Annotated in this window: 5 protein-coding genes; 3 read left to right on the top strand and 2 right to left on the bottom strand. The window is 66.1% G+C overall.

The window, feature by feature from the left end:
- Nucleotides 1–17 precede the first annotated feature (17 nt).
- Together AC1DU6_RS21105 and AC1DU6_RS21100 are read left to right on the top strand one after the other, a co-directional pair.
- Nucleotides 18–125, top strand: coding sequence for a hypothetical protein (locus AC1DU6_RS21105; protein ID WP_477859365.1), 108 nt, complete (start codon nucleotides 18–20; stop codon nucleotides 123–125).
- Nucleotides 126–198: 73 nt separating this feature from the next.
- Nucleotides 199–2,490, top strand: coding sequence for a TonB-dependent receptor plug domain-containing protein (locus tag AC1DU6_RS21100; protein ID WP_477859363.1), 2,292 nt, complete (start codon nucleotides 199–201; stop codon nucleotides 2,488–2,490).
- 59 nt (nucleotides 2,491–2,549) lie between these two features.
- Here AC1DU6_RS21100 and AC1DU6_RS21095 read toward each other — a convergent pair whose 3' ends face one another.
- Both AC1DU6_RS21095 and AC1DU6_RS21090 read right to left on the bottom strand, forming a co-directional pair.
- Complete coding sequence (locus AC1DU6_RS21095; RefSeq protein WP_477859361.1) at nucleotides 2,550–3,236, bottom strand: acyltransferase family protein; 687 nt, start codon at nucleotides 3,234–3,236, stop codon at nucleotides 2,550–2,552.
- Nucleotides 3,146–3,733 (bottom strand): acyltransferase family protein, encoded by a 588-nt coding sequence (locus AC1DU6_RS21090; RefSeq protein WP_477859359.1) that lies wholly within the window; start codon nucleotides 3,731–3,733, stop codon nucleotides 3,146–3,148. Before AC1DU6_RS21090 ends, AC1DU6_RS21095 begins: the two co-directional genes overlap by 91 nt.
- Between AC1DU6_RS21090 and AC1DU6_RS21085 the strand changes: the two genes are divergently transcribed.
- Complete coding sequence (locus AC1DU6_RS21085; protein ID WP_457321835.1) at nucleotides 3,705–4,169, top strand: low molecular weight protein-tyrosine-phosphatase; 465 nt, start codon at nucleotides 3,705–3,707, stop codon at nucleotides 4,167–4,169. The two genes, AC1DU6_RS21090 and AC1DU6_RS21085, sit on opposite strands and share 29 nt — an antisense overlap.
- Nucleotides 4,170–4,504: the final 335 nt, after the last annotated feature.

Below are 4,504 nucleotides of genomic sequence, written 5' to 3'. Positions count from 1 at the left end.
CCTATCTGAACTTCGACGTGAAGAAGGTCGACCTGCAGACGACGGTCTATGCCAACGGCGCGTCGGCCGGCAAGTTCAAGGTCAACCCGACACTTGCCAGCGTCGGCCTGGGTTGGCGGTTCTGACGGCCGCTTGCGCTCATGTAAATGAGCGCTTTACGTAAGCGAAAGTCACTTCGCTCCGCAAGAATGCGCGGCCATGAGCCGCCTTCTTGTTGCGCTGGCAATGCTGTGTGCCAACGCCCTGTGCGCGGCCCAGACAACGCCCCAAAAAACGCCCCCGCCCGCCGCGCCGGCCTCCGCCGCCAGCGGCGCCGCCAACCGCCTGGATCGCGTCGAGGTCAACGGCGGGCCGACGGCCAACAGCCGCCGCCGCAACAGCACGGCCAGCAAGATCGTCATCGAGCGCGAAGACCTGGACCGCTACGGCGAMACGGTGCTGGGCGACGTGCTGCGCCGCCTGCCCGGCGTCACCATCGGCGGCCGGCCCGGGCGTGGCGGCGACATCCGCATGCGCGGCCTGGGCAGCGGCTTCACGCAGATCCTCGTCGACGGCGAACGCGCGCCGGCGGGCTTTGCGGTGGAGGACCTGCCGCCGGACCAGGTCGAACGCATCGAGATCTACCGCGCGCCCACCGCCGAGACTGGAGCGCGCGCCATTGCCGGCACCATCAACATCATCCTGCGCGAGCCCCTGCTCAAGGCCACGAACGAGCTGCGCCTGAGCCTCGGCCAGGACCGCGGCGAGCCGCAGGCCGACGCCAACTGGACGCGCAACCTGAAGTGGGGCGGGCCGAATGGCGACGAGTTCGTCGGCGCGGTGTCGACCAACGCCGGCCTGCACCGGCGCTTCAACAACATCGACTCGCACAACCGCGTCGTCGACACCGACACCGGCGAGGTGCTCAACGAGACCGTGCAGCAAGGCACGAGCGTGGGCAACAGCGCCAACTTCAACGGCAACGCACGCCTGCGCTGGAAATACAGCGACACGCTGAGCTTCAACCTCGCGCCCTTCTTCGCGCTGTCGCAGAGCGAAGGGTCGAGCCAGAACAACGCCGTCGGCTTCACGCGCTTTCGCGACGTGCAAGGCGAGAACGACGGCCGCGTGCACAACCTGAGGCTCAACCTGTCGGCCAACTATCGGCCCGCCGTCGGTGAGAGCTGGGACCTGCGCCTGGGCCGTGGCGGCTTCAAGTCCACCAGCAACAGCCAGCGCCGCGAGACGCTGAAGGACATCGGCATCGACCTGGAGCGCATCCAGGACGACCACAACGTCACCGACGAAGACCAGACCAGCCTGGGCGCCAAGTGGAGCCTCAAGACCGCCAAGGAGCACCAGTGGGTGACCGGCGCCGAGAGCGAGCAGAGCCACCGGGTGCAGGTGCGCCGCACGCTGATCGACGGCGTGGAGTCGCCCGCGCTGCAGAAGTTCGGCGACACGCTGGGCTCGCGCAACCAGCGTTTTGCCGCCTACACGCAGGACGAGTGGAGCCCGAGCAAGATCTGGTCGGTCTATGCCGGCATCCGCTACGAACGCATCGAGACCCGCGCCGATGCCAGCGGCTTGCTGCCCGACACGCGCAACGTCTCCCAGGTCACGTCACCGCTCTTTCACCTGCTGTGGAAGCCCGAGGCCTTCCCCAAGGACCAGGTGCGGCTGAGCCTGACGCGCAGCTACCGCTCGCCCAACCTCAACGACCTGATCGCCCGGCCGACCATCAACACCACCTACCCCACCGGCCCCAACCTGCCCACCTACGCCGACCGCGCCGGCAACCCCGACCTCAAGCCCGAGCTGGCCACCGGCGTGGACCTGAGCCTGGAGCACTGGCTGCCCACCGGCGGCATCGTGTCGGGCAGCGCTTTCGTGCGCGACATCAAGAGCCTGATCCGAAGCAACCTGCAGCTGGAGACCGTGCCCTGGGACGAGTCGCAGCGCTGGGTCAGCCGGCCGCGCAACATGGAAGGCGCGCGCACCATGGGCTYCGAGTTCGAGGTCAAGGCGCGCCTGGACGAGCTGTGGGAGGAAGCGCCGCCCGAATGGCAGTTGCTGCTGCTGCGCTTCAACATCGCCGTCTTCGACAGCAAGGTCAAGGGCATCCCGGGCTCCAATGCCCGCCTGGACCAGCAGCCGCGCGGCAGCCTGAACTTCGGCCTCGACCACCGCTGGAAGGCCCTGGGCCAGAACTTCGGCAGCGGCTTCAACTTCAACTACGTGCCGGCCAGCAGCGTGCAGCAGACCCTCAACCTGAAGCGTGAGGAGACCGCCCGCCGCCAGTTCGATGCCTACCTGTCCTGGGCCAGCGGCTCGGTGCGCGACGGCATCAACTGGCGCCTGTCCCTGGCCAACCTGCTGCCGCGCGATGCACAGGTCACGTCGGAGGCCGTCTACATCGACACCATCACCAGCCACAACATCGTCACCGACAGCTGGTCACGCAACCGCACCTTCCGGGTGATCTCGCTGCGGGCGGACATGCGGTTTTGAGCATCGCTGCCGGTATCGCCTGGTAGCGGGTTAGGCGAGCGCAGGCGCTCGCCTAAGTATTACGCCGCCATATCCTGGCCGGGGTGCGCAAGCGAAGGTGCTTCGGCCTCCTGCCTCTGCCTGGTGCGAGGCTTGAGTCGAAGGGCCGGACGTTCGATGAACGTCCAGGACAACCAAGCCAGGACCAACACCATGCATGTCGTCAGCAGCAGCGACATGAGGAAAGGAACTTTGGGCTCCAGCCAGATGTACACCAGCTGCTGGGTCGGCCAACCCCACAGATAGACGCCGTAGGACAAATCGCCAAATCGGCCGGCACTGCGCAGCACGGGCCATGAGCGGCTGCCTACGCAGACCGCCACGGGCGGAATGGCCAGCCAGGTCGCCAGATGCTGATGGCCCAGCAGCGCGGCCACCAGTGCACCCGCCAGGAGGACGGCAAGCCGCCGCGCGGTAAGAGGGAAGTAGTGAAGGGCTGCACCAAAGCAGAAGAACAGCATCAACTGCGTCAGGCGCAACTCCTCGGCCACGAGCGCGCGCGCCACCAGGGCATCGTCGAGGTGCGCGGCCAGATAGCAGGTCAGCCCCAACAGCAGCCCGCCCGCCACCGCAAAGCGCATCCGCTTCTGCAGAAGGAATGCGCCCACCGCGAAGATCAGATAGCAACGAACCTCATAGGGGATGGTCCAGAGGGGGCCGTTGAGCTTCCCATCGCCCGCCGGGCGATGAAGTGAATGTCGTCCCAATAGCTCAGCGGAACAAGGTTGCCGCTGTAGGCCAGGAGCCCTTGCCAGTAGGCGGTACTGTGGCGAGTGGCGGCGTACCAGGCAAGGCCGATGCATAGCACCAATATGCAGGCCGCGAAGCCGGGCATGATGCGCAGCGCACGCCGCGCCAGGAACCGAGCAACGTGGGGGTCGCGCTCCCAGCTTTGCGCGACCAGGTAGCCGCTGATGCTGAAGAACAGCATCACGCCGAAATGGCCCAACGTGATCATGGACGTGGATCGAATGCCGGGCTCGATACCGCCCATGAGCGGGAAGTGATGTGTCAACAGCACCAGGAATGCGCCGACGATACGCAGCCCGTCGAAGTTGTTTGCGCGATTGCTCATGGCCTCCCCGGCGCTATGTCGTTCTGCCGCCAATGTAGCAACCGGCTCAAGCCAAAGATCACCCACCACCGGCTGCCACAACCCGGTCGAGAATGTACTGATGACCCGCCGCATCCTGTTCTTTTGCATGGGCAATATCTGCCGCAGCCCGACGGCCGAGGGCGTCATGCGCGCCAAGCTGGCGGCTGCCGGCCTCGATGTTGAGGTGGACTCGGCCGGCACGCACGGCTATCACATCGGCGCGCCGCCGGATGAGCGCAGCCAGGAGCACGCGCTGAAGCGTGGCTATGACCTGAGTCGCTTGCGCGCCCGCAAGCTGGTGGCCGAGGACTTCGTCCGCTTCGACGTTGTGCTGGCAATGGATGCCGACAACCTCACCCATGCGGAACGGCTGTGCCCGCCCAGCCAACGGCATCGACTGAAGCTGCTGATGGACTACGCGCCTCACGCAGGCAACCCGCAAGTGCCTGACCCCTACTACGGCGGCGCTGCCGGCTTCGATGAGGTGCTGGACTTGGTCGAAGCAGCTTGTGATGGATTGGTTGAGAGCCTTCGCAAGCGATGATCGTTTCGCCTCGCGTCCATGCAGTCCGGGCTGGATCGGCGTTCCGCTCTTGAGAGCGTGCCGCGCCACATCCAATCAGCAGCGGTGACATCGAGTTTCTTGGGGTAAACCGTATTTGTTCGTCGAGCGAACAAATTACGATGTCGAGCGCTGTCATAAGAAGTGCTGGAGACATGAACCCCATCAAGCCCCTGCTGGGCGCCCTGCTGCTCGCCGCCGCAACTGCCCAGGCCGCGCCACCTGCCGACGTGTCCTACAACTGGCGCCCGGTCGCCATCGGTGGCGGCGGCTTTGTGGATGGCATCGTCTTCCAGCCCGCCGTGCCGGGCCTGGCC

Source organism: Roseateles sp. P5_B10, assembly GCF_056400485.1.
The sequence above is the reverse complement of the archived record's forward strand: the minus strand, read 5'-3'. Positions and strand labels throughout refer to the sequence as shown.